Source organism: Sessilibacter sp. MAH1 (genome assembly GCF_054658315.1).
Genome location: NZ_BAAGIC010000002.1, coordinates 18536 through 34281, shown reverse-complemented (window position 1 = coordinate 34281; position 15746 = coordinate 18536). Strand labels below are relative to the sequence as shown.

Genomic DNA, 15746 nt, shown 5'->3' with positions numbered 1-15746 from the left:
GGAGTTTTTCTAAAACTATCGATTAACAGAGTGTAACACTCTTACTGCGACAAATTAGCGATTACGATTCGTTGGCTCACAACTTCTAATGTAAATAACCTAAGAACCGCAAGACAATTTTACGAGTGTTGAATTATAAGAAACTTTGATCAACCCAGAGCTTCAAGCGACACTAGAGGTTTATCACCAAATGTAAGAATGGTAAGTGGTTGAAATTGTGAGAAAGTGGAAATCACCAGTCAACCTATCGACTCTGATGAAATCATAAATAAATTAATCATTATCCCCTATAGAAACGCTACTCGATTAACAGAAACCCTAATCGATTAACTTCGGTACATTACCTAAGACTAATAAAAATCGAACTACATTAATAAGAGACTAATCAAAACCCTGTTTCGCCCCACCGGAAATCATTTTTCAAAAATAAATACGTTTATGACCCAATGTTGAACAATAATACTAATTAAATCGCCAAAATATACGCACATAATTAATGCATAAAACATAAAAATGATTAAATCTATGTCATTTTTACGTTATTTTCATATTTATCAATGCACCAAATAAAATTGGTTCAAATTGTGCTGCACCCATTAAGTACAAAACCTAACTCTTCGATTAGTTTCCGTACTCTTTTCATTTAATTTAGGAGCAACTTAATGAAGAAAACTCTTCTCGTTTTCATTTTGATGTTTTTTGCCCAAGATATCTTCGCGATAACCATGGGGGACGCGATTAACATTGCGGGAAGACAAAGGATGTTGTCGCAACGTATTACCCAGTATTTTATTCTTTCTGGTATTCAGCCCGATCAAGCGCGCTACAAAGAACAACTGCAACGTTGTACTTTGGAGTTTCAAGAAAATCTCGATACATTGGAATCACTTTCTGAAGCAGATGCCATTAAAACTGATTTATTTGCGGTGCGAAATTTATGGCGTGAATTTAAGTTAATTGCTGAGGGTGAAATTAGTAAAGAGGCCGCCGCCCTGCTCTATCAAAAAAGTGATGATCTACTGCAAGCAGCTCATCATTACGTGGGTAATTTAGAGAAAATTTCGGGTCAATCCGGCGCCGAAATTGTAAATCTATCGGGCCGTCAACGAATGCTGTCTCAGCGTATTGCCAAGAATTATCTAGCCTATTACTGGGGTGTTTCTGAGCAGGGTTTAGAAAATTTACAGGCCGATCTTAATGAGTATGAACTCACTTTAAAATATTTAAAAAATAACCGCTTTAATAGCGATGAAATCACGCGAAAAATTAAAAAAACCGAAGGCCACCTAGAATATGCCACGCGTGGTTTTGAAGGCGATATGCACCTGAAAGGCGAAAGATTAGTATTTGTAATCACCGGAACTACCGATATTATGCTCAAAAATATGGATGAAATTACTAAGCTCTACGCCAATTTATTGGATCAACAAACTTTGGCGCAACGCTGATCATCAATTGATTTCAGCAAGGTCTCGCGCGAGATTTTTCAACCGCAGCCAATTAATTTCGACATTTCCCAAATATCGCACCACCCAGCTGTAATACAATAAGAACCTCTGATTAACTCCTGCATGATTTAATCAGAGGACAGAAATTGACAATAAGATTTCCAATTTCTTCACAGCTTCAATCATTTACTATTCTTGGAATTGGCGATACACCCTTGTGTCGCTGAAAACTTTAGACTAATTACAGTTTCTAATAAAGTGATGCAAACGATGCCATTCAAAATTCTATCTAAGCAAGCACTATTAGCACTAGAAATTTTTACTCAATAACTGCCTTATTTATTTAAAAATTGTTATTTGCTCTAAATTGTTATTTGCTCTAAATTGTTATTCGTTCTAAAAAGTCGTTGATTATTAAATAACAGGAATTTCAATTAACGAACCAACAAAACCTGTAATCAACATTGCTAAACACCCCCAAATAACCACGCGTATTGTTGCCTTTAGCATTTTTGCACCGCCTAAATACGCCGACAAAGCCCCGAGTGATCCCAACGTTAATAAAGATGATAATGCTGTTACCCAGGTAATAAAGTCTACCGGCACTATCCACGCAGAAATCAACGGCAAAATAGAACCTAAAACAAATGCCGCAGCCGAAGAAAATGCCGCCATTAATGGATTAGCTTTCGTTGTTTCGGTTATGCCAATTTCATCCCTGGCGTGTGCTTCTAAAGCATTGTGCTCGGTAAGTTGCAGCGCAACCTCTTTGGCTAATTCGGGTTTTAATCCTCGGGCACAATATATTTCAGTAAGTTCTTTGAGTTCTAACTCGGTATTTTTCGCGAGAGATTCACTTTCCATCTGTAAATCAGCCTGTTCAATATCGGCTTGAGAACTTACAGAAACAAATTCCCCCGCGGCCATAGACACGGCTCCGGCAATAAGCGTTAAAAATCCGGCTAATAAAATAGTCTCTTGGGTCGCGCCACTGGCATGGACACCAATAATAAAACTGGCGGTTGAAACAATACCGTCATTTGCGCCAAGAACCGCCGCTCTTAACCAACCGGCTCTATCTGAATAATGTTTATGAGCGTGATACGACAAAGAAATATTTACCATATAATGTCCGATTCTTAACCAAACAGTCATTCACTCGCGTTTTGCTCTGAGTATTGTCGGTTTCTTCAACGCGGCTTTTAGACACCAAAATTAAGCGAGAATGTTCAATAACACTGGTACCAGCACTCGCTTCCAATACGATAACTCGTTGAAATTATATAAAAATCTGAATTCACATTTGCAACTGCTACTCTCAAATTACCTCAACAAAACCTTGTTCAGAGATTCCTATAGGAACCTCTGATTAACTCATCCATGATTTAATCAGAGGACAGAAATTGAAAATGCGATTTCCAATTTCTTCACAATTTCAATCACTTACCGTTCTTGAAATTGGCGACACATCCTTGTGTCGCAAGAAACTCTGGTTAATCAGAGTTTCCTATGATCAATGGTCTTATGTTAGCGCATAAATATGACACACTTTTCTAGACGTGATTTAACCGCGCCGTTGGATACAATTGTGCAAAGGTAAAGTTTTAATAAATTAAAGCGGTAAAATGGGTGATTTATAGATACAGGTCTAAAATTATCCATAGAACAACCGTATTTTAATAATTTTTTAGCACACCTTTTTATTTTTACCTTTTTGCGCCGAGTTATCTATGTCTTATCGCAACCAAAATCAGTTAAAACTCGACAATATCAGTATTAGCCACAACACCAGAAAAATTGTTTTTGTCGATGAGACTATAAAAAATTCGGAAGTACTAACGATTGTCGGCGATCAAAACTGCGGTAAGTCTGCATTACTTGCGTTTATTGCCGGATTTCTTCCCAACGATTTTGCTGCGACGGGTGGGATATTTTTAAACCACGCCAACATCGCTCAACTCGCTCCACATAAACGTCGTTTAGGTTGCTTGTATCGCAGCCCTTTGTTGTTCCCTTACTTATCCGTAGAGGGCAACTTAAAGGTTAATATGAGCAAAGCTGAAAAAAATTCCAATGAAATTATTTGGCAAGCGCTAGAGGCGTTCAAATTAGACAAGGTAAGACGATTCGGCCCAGAGAGTTTATCGAAAGAACAAAAGTTCAAAGTGGCATTACTTAAGGTTTTACTCGCTAAACCTCAAGCTGTTTTGTTGGATGAGCCTTTCTCAATTTTTGAAGGCCAACGGCGCATAAATATGAAAGAGTTTTTATTTCAACAGCTAACGGCTGCTAATCTACCCAGCATTTTGGTAACCCATGAACCAGCCGACGCTCCAGATAGTAGCCAAAAGCTGATTCATTTGTGCAGTTAACGGCTATTAGTCGATAGCAGCACAGGTTAGGTTTCTGTAGTTAATACAAAAGTTTCTGAAGGATCAACCAGTACTTGTTTGCCCATCCCTTCACGACCCAATAACATCAGAAAGGTCATGTCAGAGCGATTCGTCAAGGTGAGTTCAATGGGCCAGCTGTGTTGACCCATTTCCATTAAAGTTCTAATTACGTAGCGTTCTTCTGCCACGCCATTAGATGACTTAATGTTTCTAATGTCGGAAATTTTTGCTTCGCACTCAACGACAGTCTCAACATTGTACATATCTGGATGAATATCAAACCGAACCCAAGGTCGTCCTGATTTGGTAAAACGGCGCAGATTATCAACATGTAATGACGATGTTTTCGCACCTGTATCTATTCGGACCTGTAAATCGTAAATTGAAAGCTCCGGCAGATTACAAACCTCTAAGGCGCCAATAATAAACTTTCCTTCAAGAACTTGAGTCATGATTCATCTCCTGAGTGGCGGGAGGTCGGCCTTTTTTATTCAAAATTTTAACAGCCCGCTGAAAGACCATGGCATTTGGATACGTATACAAATCATTTTCTGGTGTTTTTAAGATGACGTGAAATAAGGTAATTTCGTACACCTCACCCCCAAATGAATTATCGCCGTCGAGAATTTCAATAAAATCGCCAACTCGATACGGAAAGAAAAAGAAGACAATAACACTGGAGGTCACGTTACTCAGTATCGACCATTGGGCAAACAAAGCAACGCCAATAACCGCGAACGCTGAACCTAAAAATACGCTAATATCACTGTAGCCATAGCCAACAATAACGCACAAAGCGATTGCCACTATCAATGCAAATAGAATTTGTAAGGTGGCGTTTACGTAGCGGACGCGCTTAGTGGGAATATTTTTTTCTTTTCCAATTCTCTCGACAATTTTGCGCAGATTCTTACGCACAATCCAATAGGCTAACAAAACCCCAAGCGTTAAAAAAATTTCACGAGATGACATTCAACTAACAATCCAAACAACAATAAATAATTCAGTTAACTATAAGAACCTCCGATTTATTCATCCGTGATTTATCGGAGGACAGAAATTGAAAATTGGATTTACAATTTCTTTACAATTTCAATTGCTTGTCGCTCTTGAAATTGACGACACATCTTTGTGTCGCAAGAAACCTTGGGTTAATCGAGGTCTCCTATGTGTTAATTACAGCACACGGAATCTCAACCTTTACCCTTTGTACGAGTATTAATTGGCTGCTGCGCCTGTGACTCTATATATTCGTAAATTAAGCCAGCAACATTTTTACCCGTTGCTACTTCAATACCTTCTAATCCTGGAGAAGAGTTAACCTCCATCACCAACGGACCGCGGTTTGATTGCAAAATATCCACACCACATACACCTAAACCCATTACCTTGGCGGCGTTTAGAGCTGTAGCACGTTCTTCTTTGGTAAGCTTAACCAGAGTTGCGGTTCCACCACGATGTAAATTAGAGCGAAATTCTCCTTCTGCACCCTTGCGCTTCATCGCAGCAACTACTTTATTACCTACAACAAAACACCGAATATCGGCACCACCGGCTTCAGAAATAAATTCTTGCACTAAAATGTTAGCTTTTAAACCCATAAAAGCTTCTATGATGCTCTCGGCCGCTTTGTTGCTGTCGGCCAAGACCACACCAATCCCCTGAGTTCCCTCAAGTAACTTGATCACCAGTGGAGCACCGCCAACGTGCCTGATTAAGTCTTTTACATCGTCGGGCTTGCTGGCAAAACCGGTTCTCGGTAAGCCTACGCCTCTTCGAGACAATAATTGCAAAGAACGTAACTTGTCCCGAGAACGGCTAATTGCGACGGACTCATTTAAACAAAACGTTCCCATCATCTCAAACTGGCGAACAACCGCCGAGCCATAAAAAGTAATCGAGGCGCCGATTCTTGGAATTACTGCATCGAATTTTGGTAAAGGCTTACCGTCGTATCTTACCGACGGAGACGAGGTTGTAATATCCATGTAACAATGCAAGGTATCGATAATTTGAACCTCATGCCCTCGCAAACGACCTTCTTCAGCCAATCTATTGGTAGAGTACAACGACTCATTGCGAGAAAGTATCGCTATTCTCATTAAAAATCCTGTAAAAAATATGAAATTTTTGGGTAACAACGTGCCGTTTTTCGATGTCAGCGCTTATTTAGCTGTCGAAAATTTCTACGTTACATCGGGAAGAGCAGCTCTTAAAATTGGCCGCGACAGTAGGGTTAAAAGTCTAAAAAGTAAAGCACAAAAAAACCCTTGGGAGCTCTTAATATTAGTAGTACTTAGTCAAAATTTATCAGTACTGATTCAAGAATTATCAGTACTTAGTCAAAAAATCAGCCAGCACGGGTAATGCAATCCAACAAAACGATGAAGTAACAGAACTCCGCAAGAGAACTTGAAATGACCACCTTACCGATTCGAATCAATATCTGCAAATTCATCGGTAAGAGACAAGATCTAATTGCAAAAAACTAGAAATAGCAGCGAAATATTGATCGGCAACTCAAGCAAGTATTTACTAAACTGAAAACCAGACTGACGTTCAATATTTAATTGTGTATGTAAGATACCCGTACTAGCAAATAACCCTTTGCTCTTAAACTCTGGGCCATTAACCAAAAGCGTGTGATCGATTACTTTTATCAAAACGACCATCAAACCAAGGAACCGTGTTACGGGTGCAAACAGTACAAAACCTATATGCGAACTCAGGAGACACCGATTAACCTTGAGCTTACAGCCACACAAAGACCTATCGCCAATTTTACTGATGGTAAGTGATTGAGTTTGTGCAAAAATTGAATCATAAAAGAATCAATCCCGAAGTTCCTATAGTATCCATGGAAGATTACCGATAGATGTAGGATCTGAGGCAAGGTCCAGAAATCAGAAAAATTACTACAATAAAAGAATATTGAATTGCATAACGGCTGACTCTGCTCTCGGCAACGCTCAAATGAGTTCACTCATTTATGGTAGAGAACTCATTTATGCTAGAGAAAACGCTGATTTGCTCATTGCTATTGGATTTGCGCACCTTTAAGCAAAAGCAAAGTCTGAGCTAAACCTGACGGTTGATAACTGATCGATAGCTTAAAGCAATCAAAATCATAGAGAACTCTGGTTGCACTGAAGCGAGAAAACTGAACCAAAGTCTTCTGGAAATAAGCCGAACCATCGATCTATCGCGCAGTTGGAACAACACACAGCGAAATAGGTCTCTAGATTCGCACAACAACTGGATATTTTTTCAGTAATCCGTGGCGTTAGGTTGACACCTTTTAGCCTAGTGATTAGTTTGAACACTCAGATGGAATCATCGTTAGAAAGCATTTCACAGGTTTAAGAAATATGCATCGAATTCTAAAAACGGCCGCAATCGTTCTTGTTACACTACCAACGGCCTTTGCTTGGAGCAAAGCCGAAGACATCGAAATATCTACAGCTCAGTCTCGCACGCTTTTAGAAGTGGTTAACACACTATCTACCAAGCATTATCGCACTCAGCCCGTTAACGATGACTTATCAAAAAGCTATTTCAACAACCTGCTGGATAATCTAGACCCGAGTCGTTCGGTGTTTTTAGAAGAAGACATCAAACGTTTTTCGAAATACGAAACCAAATTTGACGATTATTTGCGCCGTGGCGAAATATCACCAGGCTACGAAATCTACAATGTTTACCGTCAGCGCCTATCAGATCGCCTTGAGAAATTGCTCGCACAACTCCAAAGCTCTGAAAGCAACTTTGATTTCTCCCGCAATGAAAGCATTGAAATCGAGCGTGATGAGAACACACCCTGGTTGAAAGACATCAAAGAAGCGGACGAGTACTGGTATAAGCGCCTTAAATCAGCATCACTTAACCTTGTTTTGGCTGGTAAAACCCAAGAAGAAGCCAAAGAAACTCTGATTCGTCGCTACACCAACCAACTAAAACGCATTGAGCAACAAGATCAGCAGGATGTATTCGAGTCTTTGGTTAATTCCTTAACCGAAATCTACGATCCTCACACCAGCTACTTTTCACCACGCACTGAAGAAAACTTCAATATCAACATGTCGTTGTCGTTAGAAGGTATTGGAGCAGTTTTACAAACCGAAGACGAATACACCAAAGTTGTGCGAATCGTTACCGCCGGTCCTGCCGATAAGCAAGGCGAGCTGAAAGCCGCTGACAAGATCATTGGTGTTGGTCAAGGCCAAAACGGCGAAATCGTCGATGTGATTGGTTGGCGCTTGGAAGAAGTTGTCGATAAAATTCGCGGCAACAAAGGCTCTACCGTTCGCTTACAGGTAATTCCTTCCGATTCAACCAACGAAAGCGAAACCAAAATCATCGCCATTAAACGCGACAAGGTAAAACTGGAAGAGCAAGCAGCTAAGAGCGCTGTGTTTGAAGTTGATGATGGCGCCGAAGGTAAATTTAAGTTTGGCGTAATCGATGTGCCCGCATTTTATCTAGATTTCGAAGGCTATCGCCGCCGCGATCCCGACTACAAAAGCACCACCAACGATGTTAGAAAATTACTTGCCGAGCTCGAACAAGAAGGGGTAGACGGCATTATTCTCGATTTGCGTAACAACGGTGGCGGCTCTTTATCCGAGGCAACCGCACTTACCGACCTGTTTATTGATACCGGCCCGGTTGTACAAATTCGAGAAACCAACCAAGAAATCTCAAGACGTAACCGCAGCCGCCGCAAAGCGAGCTACCGTGGCCCATTGGTTGTTTTAATCAACCGCCTAAGTGCTAGCGCCTCTGAAATTTTTGCAGGAGCCATTCAAGACTACAACCGTGGTCTGATTGTTGGCACTCAGTCGTTCGGCAAAGGCACAGTACAAACATTAACCAGTGTTCACGAAGGCCAATTAAAGATTACCGAGTCAAAATTCTACCGTGTATCGGGCGACAGCACCCAACACCGTGGCGTTCTGCCCGATATCATGATGCCTCAAGTTATCGATCCTGAAGCTGTGGGTGAAAGCACCTACGACACGGCGCTAGAGTGGGATCAAATTCATCCTGTTCGACATGATAAATACATCGATTTCTCGCAGGTTTTACCTGCATTGAAAGAGCTTCATGACAACCGTGTAACTTCCGATCCAGACCTACGCTTTATTATCGATTCATACAAGCTTGCGCAAGATAATAAAGACCAAAAAGAGCTTTCGCTGAATATCGAAACGCGCAAAAAAGAAAAAGCCGATCGCGAGCTTGCGGTCTTAAATATTGAAAACAAACGACGTGCTGCCAAAGGTGAAAAACCTTTTGAGAACTTCGAAGAACTGAAGAAAAGTGACGACGAAGAACGTGAAGAAGGTGATACCAGTACCGAAATCAACACTGACGATGATGCATTACTGCAAGAAAGCGGTAAAATCCTAGCCGACTTTATTAATTTGCGGAATAAAACCAGAACCGCAGCTAACGATCAATTCGGCAACGGGTTTCAATGAAAGTAGTCTCTTTTAACGTTAACAGTATCAGAATGCGCCTCCACCAGTTGGAGGCCATTATTCAAAATCACCAACCTGACATCATTGGTTTGCAAGAAACCAAAGTCCAAGACCAAGAATTCCCATTAAGTGAGATAGAAGCACTTGGTTATCATGCGGTCTTTCATGGACAAAAGACTCACTACGGTGTCGCCCTACTCTCTAAACAAACTCCCATAAACCCACAAAAGGGATTTGCAACAGATAACGAAGATAGCCAACGCCGCCTTGTAACCGCCGATTATGAAATCAATGGTAAGCGCGTCAGTGTGATTAACGGTTATTTCCCCCAAGGCGAAAGCCAAGATCACCCGATAAAATTCCCAAACAAACGGGAATTTTACGCCAACCTTCAAACTCTACTCGAAACTCACCATAAACCCACCGACAATATTATTGTTATGGGTGATATGAATATTTCGCCGGAAGACATTGATATTGGTATTGGCGAAGACAACCGTAAGCGCTGGTTACGCACTGGTAAGTGCAGCTTTTTACCGGAAGAGCGTGAATGGCTGGGTAAGTTGAAAAGTTGGGGCCTACAAGACAGTTTTAGAACACTGAACCCTACGAACTCAGAAACCTACAGCTGGTTTGATTACCGCAGTAAAGGGTTTGAGCGCGAACCCAGACGCGGCCTACGCATCGATTTAATTATGGCGACTGAACCCTTGATGACAAACTGTGTTGATACCGGTGTTGATTACGAAGTGCGCGCCATGGACAAGCCTTCGGATCACTGCCCAATTTGGGCGGAGTTTACGCTTTAGAACACCGTTAATTAATCTTCTGCAACTATCCAATCTAACTTCCTATTTTGGCAACACCGCATTAATATCTAAACGCTTCTATTGAAGCGTTTTTTCAAACAATTAATGGAATAATTCAATGAAGTCTCCGGTTTTTGCTTTAGCACTTCTACTAATAACTCTGGTCGGTTGCTCGACAAATTATGTGACTCCAGGAGCCGCAGTTAATATCAACGATATTACCGATAAAGAAATTAGCGACATTTTATCCATAAAACCGGCGGCAACCTTCCCAACCAATTTAGCCACCGTGCGTGTACAAGCTTCGGGATATTCCAACCATCAAACAACCAGTTACGGCCAGGGTCGTTACAGCGTCGTAACTGTACGCGAAGTTGAAGCCGATTCTGACTACGATCAATTAAAATCATTACCACAAGTTCGTGGTGTTGCACCAATCAACAAAATATTGTTGCCACAAGACTTAGATACCATCAAAACCCTGCGCGAAGCCTCCGCTAAATTAAAATCCGACATTTTAATGGTTTATACTTTTGATACTTATTTTCACGCCAATGGACAAAAATTTATTCCACTGAACGTTATCGCTCTAGGCTTTTTAAATAATAAAGAAGTTTCAGTAACTACTACCGTGTCAGCTGCTTTTTTTGATGTACGTACCGAATATTTGTATGGCATTGCAGAAGCGACCAGCTCAAAAAGTAAATTCACGAGTGTGTGGGGTGAAAGTGGTGTGGTCGATGATTTACGACTAGAAACCGAGAAGACTGCTTTTAAAAATTTAATTCCAGAAATCAAAAATACTTGGAATGGGATTATCCAAGAATACGCGAATCCTACCCAGTAATACCGCAATTAGCCTGAAATTAAGCAAAAAATGTAATTTAAAAATTCTAGTCAACATAATGCAGCTAAAAATACTTTCGCAAACTTATTCACCCAAAACTCAGTTAACAAAAACTCAGTTAACAACACGTTGAAACTAACGGCGGTAAACTCTATGAAAGAAATCATCAACGATTTAAGCCAAATGCCACCGTGGTTAATAATAAGTATTGGAGTTATTTGCGCATTTATTGTGCTAATGATCATCAAACAGATTTTATTAGCTCGCATTTCTTCGTTAATTGATAAAACTAAATTCGAACTTGATACCATTTTTATCAACGCCGCAAAAAAACCTGCCACCTTATTAGTCATTGCCCTGACGATTTTTATTTTTGAGGGCTTACTAAATTTTTACCAAATCGACATCACTCGTTTAGAACGCATTACTGTTTTTTCGGAACGTCTACTTATTATTCTCGCCTTGGTTATTTTCTGTGAAAGATTATGCAGCGGATTTATCGCGCATTATGCCAAACAAAGTGTCGTTCTTAACAACAGCAAAAGCTTGGCGTCAGGCATCGCACGGGTAATTATTTTAAGCTTAGGCATATTAATCGTCTTAAGTTCGGCGGGAGTGTCTATTACACCGATTATTGCATCGCTAGGTATTACCTCCCTAGCCGTAGCATTAGCACTGCAACCAACACTGGAAAACTTTTTCTCAGGTCTACAAATCATTGCAGACAAACCCATTCGTGTAGGCGACTTTATTGAATTAGAATCAAAAGAACAGGGTTACGTAGAAAAAATTGGCTGGCGCTCAACCTGGGTACGAATGCTGCCAAACAACATGATTGTTATACCCAACAGCAAAATTGCGGGTTCCAAAATCATTAACTACTACTACCCTGAAAAAGAACTCTCGGTACCGGTAGAAGTGGGCGTACACTACAGTTCAGACCTAGAAAAAGTCGAACAAATAACCTTAGAAGTTGCCCGCGAAATACTACAAACACATGAATTCGGTGTAAAAACCTACGAAACCTTTATCGTTTATCACACCTTTGATTCCAGCAGCATCAACTTCACCGTAATGCTGCGCGCCAAAGAATACGCAAACCGTTTTTTCATCCGCTCTGCGTTTATAAAAGCACTTCACAAACGTTACGCTCTAGAAGGTATCGTAATTCCATACCCAATTCGCGCAATCAATACCGACCAAGAATCGGCCATATTAGAGCTGAAAAAAAACCAGTCAGCTTAGCTGGCTGGTTTTTAAAATGGAAAACATCTATAGGCGTAAAATTACAAAAAATTTTACGCTCTTTAATAAAACATGACGCTTTGCAAAACTGCATACTCCTGAGCAGCAGCTCTTACGACCGATTAAAAATCGATACAGTCATGATTTTAGCGCAACTACAAGAACGCCAAGACTTGCAAAAACATATCTTCCAGCATGAGCAAATAATAAAAGAGGAAAAACAAGCAGCGATTAAAACCGTGTTCAAGCAAGAAACCCGCATTACCCAATCGCAACAGCAGGAATTTACACAAGAGTATGAGCGTACTATCGAACGCGATCGAGAGCATAAATAAAATTGGGGCTGGGATTTTAGCGCGCCATTTATATTAATGGCGCCTTATTTTAACGGAAGAAACAACTCTTAATATTTTTCAGTAGACTCATTACGGCCAGAAGCAGATATTACCCCGTGCTAAAGACATAAGAATTTGATGAGCTAGTTATTAAAACAATCAAACAGCTTTACGCTTCGCCTTCTTGGTTTTTTCAACTGGTTTGAAGGAATCTTTTAGATGTTGCCCGAACCAGCGGCGGCGTTCGATATAACGAAATCCGTTCATGACAAAGCGATAATCACAGCGTCCCAATCTCAGGCCGCAGCCGCAAGGGCAAGACATCTTATTGGCCTCGCGTTTGCGTTTACCAAGAGCCTGCAAGGCGCGTATAACAGCCAGTTTTCCACTAACGCCGAACATTTCTCCATAATCATCAACTAGACCCTGCTCACCATGTTCGAGCTCGCCATAGGGAAAGTTTCCGTATTCAATGTGGTGCGTTACGGCGTATAGAAATCCGTCAACAATTGCCGAAAAGAATGCCGAAAGCGAATGGTCATCCTTTAGCAGTGACTTTATTTTCAGCTCAGAGCCAAGACAAAATGAGCCATCACCATAAGTGTGATATTCCTGATTACGCGGAAAATACTTTTCCTCGTCAATAACCGTAGGCAGCTTTGCGGGATAATCACGAGGACAGACCAACTTGAGCCGATAAGTCCGCTCAACGAGCTGACTGCCTAGAAGCTGAGCCTTTAAATGGTACTCCCCCGCCAGTACAAGCCGTGCATCATTGATTTCTAAAATCCTGATCCGTGGATGAGCCGCTAGGAAGTCTTCCAGTCCTAAAGCATCCCAATGGCGCATCTATTGATCAAACCACGGCTTCGGATCAGATGCATAGATCTCTTTGGTCGGCGTAATTACTGCCGCAGACAAGCCCAAGGCCAGTGCAACGGACGTGACGTCAAGGCTGACATTCAGACCACGATCTGCCGCTTCAACCACAAGCTGGCTGTTATCCTTGCTACGTAAAGCCTTGAAGTCGGCTCTGGCCTGATAAAGCCATTTGTCGAAATTTTCCTTCAACTTATACTTGGTCGAGTCCGCTCCATACCACTTATCCGCAAAGTCTTCCGCAGGGTTTACAGGATTGGGCACCAAAGGCACCTCGCCATTTATGTACTCACCCATACGCGAGAGGATATTGGTTAAGGCCGATGCAAGATCACTCTCGCCGTTATAGGCCTTCGCCGCCAATGTGGTGATAATCACCGAGATCGGTTTGCTGTCGTTATCCTTGAACATCGTGTCGCGATGACGCTTGAGGAGCTGAATAGCCTGCTGTAATGGTGTTTTCCATTGATAATAAGGCAGACTATCAATACTGGCATTAAACCTCATTTCACGCTCGCTGATGATCGACTGGGCGGTTTTCATCCGCGTCTCGAACCAGCGTGCATAGCCCTCGGGATTGCTGATACGCCAGTCATCCGTCGTGATCTTATAGCCAGGATCGGTGTTATCAGTGATCGACACCGCCAGCTCGGATACGTTTTGAGCAAGCGCATCATCAAAGTGGGAGTTTTCAACCATGCGCCTCTTCAAAACGCTCCTTCCGGTTTCACTTTCAGGAATGCATGGCACTATATCCATGTGAAAGCTTAGCCCATCAGCATATTCAAGCCGCCAGCAACGCTTTTTCTCGAAAAGCTCTTCCTTGATGCCGCGCGCTTTGCGATACAACTCCAGTTCAGCCCCGACATGGTTTTTAAGCTGCTCTTGCGTGATATCGCCCTTGCTCAGACCCTGACGAAGGTTACACCCCATATCAAGGTCATATTCTTCATTAGCATCAGGCTTAATGGCCGTGCCCAGCCTGAACGAGCCTTGCGAGAAGACAAGCGGGTCATATTCAAGGCAAGTTGAATCCTCGCGGTGCAACCACTCGCCAATATCCTTATACCGCTTTTCTGCCTTTTCATAGGCACCATCGGGCAATTCAATTTTTTCAAGAATGCCTTTCAGCACTTCGTTACTTCGATTAGGCATCATGTAAATCACCTTTCAGTTCAATAGCTTTAATAAACTCCTGGGCCTTCATGTCGTGGTCATAAATCAACCAGGGCATGTCAGACTTAGGCATTCTTGCCCGCCCAAATTCAATGGCGCACGACACCGGCATCACAGGGAATACATGAAGCGGCGTCGCTTCACCGTGTGCACACTTGATTTCGACAATCAGGCTTCTCAGATGCTTTCTGAACAGAGAGAGCTGCTGCTTGGCTTGTATAAAATCGTTGTGGGGATTTTTAAGGGTTATTTCCCAGATCGATGTGTCTTCGCCGATCACCCTGGTGATACGCTCAGACGAGACGTGATCGCTCAGCGATACAATCAGTGCAGGCTTCCCGTTAAGGTTATCCGGTTTGTTCAAGATGTAATCAAAATCATCTACACAATCCTGCCACACCCAGCCCTTAGGCTCTCTATGAAGCTGATAGGTCTCCACATCGATCTTATCGGTGAGCAAAGCACCAAGCAGTATCAACAATGGCTGGGGTGCAAGTGCAAACAAGGAGAAGTGGTTGCAATAATCGTCAGAAGCCAATGGAGTCAAATAGCGCTCGAATGCCCTGAAGAGGTGTTGAGATTCGGCTTTCCAATATTCAGCCGTAGTGTCTTTGAGCTCAGAGTTCATAGAGAGACGTACTGGCCTTTCAGCCGCTGGATACCATTGCGGAAACATGGCCTCTACACAGGAATGGTATTGGATCGGCGATTTCTCGGAGCCGATATTGGCACCATACATCACAACATTGGATTTTTTGTCAGGCGCAATGCCTGCAACTACCTCAATACGCTGTTCATGCTGCGTCTTCCAAGCAATTAAAAGATCGGCTGGGTATAAGGTAGCCCCGCCTTCTTGATCGATTTTCCTGTGGCAACCATGGCACATCAACATGAGGTTACTGATGTCATTCAAACTGGTTAGGCCAGTCTTGAATGGCCCCCAGCCACGGGGCCCATTCTCCGAAAACGCATATATGTGTGCTTTTTGAGACAAGTTAACTGTCTCTTGCGTTATCGCCGATTTATATAACAACTGATTACATCCGCTAAACTGACAGCGACCTGCCGCGCGAGCCCAAAGCTCGCGCTCTACAGGTTGTTTAATATGTCTCGTAACCTCTACGACCATTTGCT

The 15746-nt window shown here is 42.0% G+C and carries 15 protein-coding genes; 8 read left to right on the top strand and 7 right to left on the bottom strand.

Features of this window, described 5'->3' with window-relative positions:
• Positions 1 to 662: 662 nt before the first annotated feature.
• Positions 663 to 1448 (top strand): type IV pili methyl-accepting chemotaxis transducer N-terminal domain-containing protein, encoded by a 786-nt coding sequence (locus ACYQ28_RS02035; RefSeq protein ID WP_460047692.1) that lies wholly within the window; start codon positions 663 to 665, stop codon positions 1446 to 1448.
• Positions 1449 to 1862: 414 nt separating this feature from the next.
• On the opposite strand, the gene ACYQ28_RS02030 is transcribed toward ACYQ28_RS02035, so the two are convergent.
• Positions 1863 to 2573: a VIT1/CCC1 transporter family protein gene (locus tag ACYQ28_RS02030; protein ID WP_460047690.1), complete on the bottom strand. Its 711-nt coding sequence runs from the start codon at positions 2571 to 2573 to the stop codon at positions 1863 to 1865.
• Between the two features lie 605 nt (positions 2574 to 3178).
• Here ACYQ28_RS02030 and ACYQ28_RS02025 point away from each other — a divergent pair.
• On the top strand, positions 3179 to 3820 hold the full coding sequence (locus tag ACYQ28_RS02025) for an ATP-binding cassette domain-containing protein (protein ID WP_460047689.1): 642 nt from the start codon (positions 3179 to 3181) through the stop codon (positions 3818 to 3820).
• 26 nt (positions 3821 to 3846) lie between these two features.
• Here the strand turns inward: ACYQ28_RS02025 and ACYQ28_RS02020 are convergent, their stop codons facing one another.
• From ACYQ28_RS02020 to rimK, 3 genes are all read right to left on the bottom strand, one after another.
• Positions 3847 to 4293, bottom strand: coding sequence for an ATP-dependent zinc protease family protein (locus ACYQ28_RS02020; protein WP_460047687.1), 447 nt, complete (start codon positions 4291 to 4293; stop codon positions 3847 to 3849).
• Entirely contained in the window at positions 4277 to 4813 is a 537-nt protein-coding gene (locus ACYQ28_RS02015; protein ID WP_460047685.1) for a mechanosensitive ion channel domain-containing protein, read from the bottom strand. Before ACYQ28_RS02015 ends, ACYQ28_RS02020 begins: the two co-directional genes overlap by 17 nt.
• A 221-nt stretch (positions 4814 to 5034) precedes the next feature.
• Positions 5035 to 5943, bottom strand: coding sequence for a 30S ribosomal protein S6--L-glutamate ligase (rimK, locus tag ACYQ28_RS02010; RefSeq protein WP_460047683.1), 909 nt, complete (start codon positions 5941 to 5943; stop codon positions 5035 to 5037).
• A 19-nt stretch (positions 5944 to 5962) separates the two neighbouring features.
• Here rimK and ACYQ28_RS02005 point away from each other — a divergent pair, with 19 nt between their 5' ends.
• From ACYQ28_RS02005 to ACYQ28_RS01980, 6 genes are all read left to right on the top strand, one after another.
• Positions 5963 to 6208 (top strand): hypothetical protein, encoded by a 246-nt coding sequence (locus tag ACYQ28_RS02005; protein ID WP_460164685.1) that lies wholly within the window; start codon positions 5963 to 5965, stop codon positions 6206 to 6208.
• Between the two features lie 1001 nt (positions 6209 to 7209).
• The gene (locus tag ACYQ28_RS02000; RefSeq protein WP_460047680.1) at positions 7210 to 9321 is read left to right on the top strand and encodes a carboxy terminal-processing peptidase; all 2112 of its coding nucleotides are present in this window, start codon (positions 7210 to 7212) and stop codon (positions 9319 to 9321) included.
• Positions 9318 to 10130 carry an exodeoxyribonuclease III gene (gene xthA / locus ACYQ28_RS01995; RefSeq protein WP_460047678.1) on the top strand — a complete coding sequence of 271 codons (813 nt, stop codon included), beginning with the start codon at positions 9318 to 9320 and terminating at the stop codon, positions 10128 to 10130. Before ACYQ28_RS02000 ends, xthA begins: the two co-directional genes overlap by 4 nt.
• Before the next feature lie 118 nt (positions 10131 to 10248).
• A complete protein-coding gene (locus ACYQ28_RS01990) occupies positions 10249 to 10977 on the top strand; it encodes a hypothetical protein (RefSeq protein WP_460047677.1) in 729 nt (242 codons plus the stop codon).
• Positions 10978 to 11130: 153 nt separating this feature from the next.
• Positions 11131 to 12222, top strand: a complete 1092-nt coding sequence (locus ACYQ28_RS01985) for a mechanosensitive ion channel family protein (protein ID WP_460047675.1) — start codon at positions 11131 to 11133, stop codon at positions 12220 to 12222.
• Positions 12223 to 12362: 140 nt separating this feature from the next.
• Positions 12363 to 12557 carry a hypothetical protein gene (locus tag ACYQ28_RS01980; RefSeq protein ID WP_460047673.1) on the top strand — a complete coding sequence of 65 codons (195 nt, stop codon included), beginning with the start codon at positions 12363 to 12365 and terminating at the stop codon, positions 12555 to 12557.
• Between the two features lie 159 nt (positions 12558 to 12716).
• On the opposite strand, the gene ACYQ28_RS01975 is transcribed toward ACYQ28_RS01980, so the two are convergent.
• Genes ACYQ28_RS01975 through ACYQ28_RS01965 form a run of 3 tightly spaced genes read right to left on the bottom strand, consistent with a single transcriptional unit; the run spans position 12717 to position 15741 of the window.
• The gene (locus ACYQ28_RS01975) at positions 12717 to 13406 is read right to left on the bottom strand and encodes a hypothetical protein (RefSeq protein WP_460047672.1); all 690 of its coding nucleotides are present in this window, start codon (positions 13404 to 13406) and stop codon (positions 12717 to 12719) included.
• A complete protein-coding gene (locus tag ACYQ28_RS01970; protein ID WP_460047670.1) occupies positions 13407 to 14594 on the bottom strand; it encodes a nucleotidyltransferase domain-containing protein in 1188 nt (395 codons plus the stop codon).
• Positions 14584 to 15741 carry an SAVED domain-containing protein gene (locus ACYQ28_RS01965; RefSeq protein WP_460047668.1) on the bottom strand — a complete coding sequence of 386 codons (1158 nt, stop codon included), beginning with the start codon at positions 15739 to 15741 and terminating at the stop codon, positions 14584 to 14586. The genes ACYQ28_RS01970 and ACYQ28_RS01965 overlap by 11 nt, the downstream gene beginning before the upstream one ends.
• Positions 15742 to 15746: the final 5 nt, after the last annotated feature.

Coding starts and splice junctions, on each gene's coding strand:
- ACYQ28_RS02035 (WP_460047692.1), top strand. CDS start 663: ATGAAGAAAACTCTTCTCGTTTTCATTTTGATGTTTTTTGCCCAAGAT.
- ACYQ28_RS02030 (WP_460047690.1), bottom strand. CDS start 2,573: ATGGTAAATATTTCTTTGTCGTATCACGCTCATAAACATTATTCAGAT.
- ACYQ28_RS02025 (WP_460047689.1), top strand. CDS start 3,179: ATGTCTTATCGCAACCAAAATCAGTTAAAACTCGACAATATCAGTATT.
- ACYQ28_RS02020 (WP_460047687.1), bottom strand. CDS start 4,293: ATGACTCAAGTTCTTGAAGGAAAGTTTATTATTGGCGCCTTAGAGGTT.
- ACYQ28_RS02015 (WP_460047685.1), bottom strand. CDS start 4,813: ATGTCATCTCGTGAAATTTTTTTAACGCTTGGGGTTTTGTTAGCCTAT.
- rimK (WP_460047683.1), bottom strand. CDS start 5,943: ATGAGAATAGCGATACTTTCTCGCAATGAGTCGTTGTACTCTACCAAT.
- ACYQ28_RS02005 (WP_460164685.1), top strand. CDS start 5,963: ATGAAATTTTTGGGTAACAACGTGCCGTTTTTCGATGTCAGCGCTTAT.
- ACYQ28_RS02000 (WP_460047680.1), top strand. CDS start 7,210: ATGCATCGAATTCTAAAAACGGCCGCAATCGTTCTTGTTACACTACCA.
- xthA (WP_460047678.1), top strand. CDS start 9,318: ATGAAAGTAGTCTCTTTTAACGTTAACAGTATCAGAATGCGCCTCCAC.
- ACYQ28_RS01990 (WP_460047677.1), top strand. CDS start 10,249: ATGAAGTCTCCGGTTTTTGCTTTAGCACTTCTACTAATAACTCTGGTC.
- ACYQ28_RS01985 (WP_460047675.1), top strand. CDS start 11,131: ATGAAAGAAATCATCAACGATTTAAGCCAAATGCCACCGTGGTTAATA.
- ACYQ28_RS01980 (WP_460047673.1), top strand. CDS start 12,363: ATGATTTTAGCGCAACTACAAGAACGCCAAGACTTGCAAAAACATATC.
- ACYQ28_RS01975 (WP_460047672.1), bottom strand. CDS start 13,406: ATGCGCCATTGGGATGCTTTAGGACTGGAAGACTTCCTAGCGGCTCAT.
- ACYQ28_RS01970 (WP_460047670.1), bottom strand. CDS start 14,594: ATGATGCCTAATCGAAGTAACGAAGTGCTGAAAGGCATTCTTGAAAAA.
- ACYQ28_RS01965 (WP_460047668.1), bottom strand. CDS start 15,741: ATGGTCGTAGAGGTTACGAGACATATTAAACAACCTGTAGAGCGCGAG.